Source organism: Rhizobacter sp. P3_B12 (assembly GCF_056402895.1).
In genome coordinates, this window is the sequence record NZ_JBFUGN010001753.1 from 1 (window position 1) to 566 (window position 566).

General features: G+C 70.8%; 1 protein-coding gene. It reads left to right on the forward strand.

From position 1 onward, the window contains the following. On the forward strand, positions 1-566 hold a 566-nt coding region (gene gloB, locus AC1D01_RS38050), incomplete at both ends, for a hydroxyacylglutathione hydrolase (RefSeq protein ID WP_477875178.1).

Below are 566 nucleotides of genomic sequence, written 5' to 3' on the forward strand. Positions count from 1 at the left end.
GCCTGAGGCTGTCGGCGATTCTAGTGACCCATCACCATGGCGACCATGTCGGCGGCGTCGATGCGCTGCGGCCGCGCCTCGAAGGCCCCGTCTACGGGCCGGCGCGCGAGAAGATCCCCACCCCGTTCACCCCCTTGCGCGATGGCGATGCCGCCGAGTGGCTCGGCCTGCGCTTCGAGGTGATCGACGTGCCGGGGCACACCGCCGGCCACATCGCGTACTTCTGCGCCGTCGGAGACCACGACGGCGATGGCAATGCGCCGATCCTCTTCTGTGGCGACACCCTCTTCTCCGGCGGCTGCGGCCGGCTCTTCGAGGGCACGCCGGCGCAGATGCACCGCTCGCTGTCGCGCCTGGCCGCGCTGCCCGGCGACACGCGGGTGTGCTGCGCGCACGAGTACACGCTGTCGAACCTGAAGTTCGCACGCGCCGTCGAGCCGCACAACCGCGACCTGCTCGACTACACCGCACGCTGCGAATCGCTGCGCGCCGACGGCCGCGCGACGCTGCCGAGCTCGATCGCGCAGGAGCGCCGCATCAATCCCTTCATGCGCTGTGCGCAACCC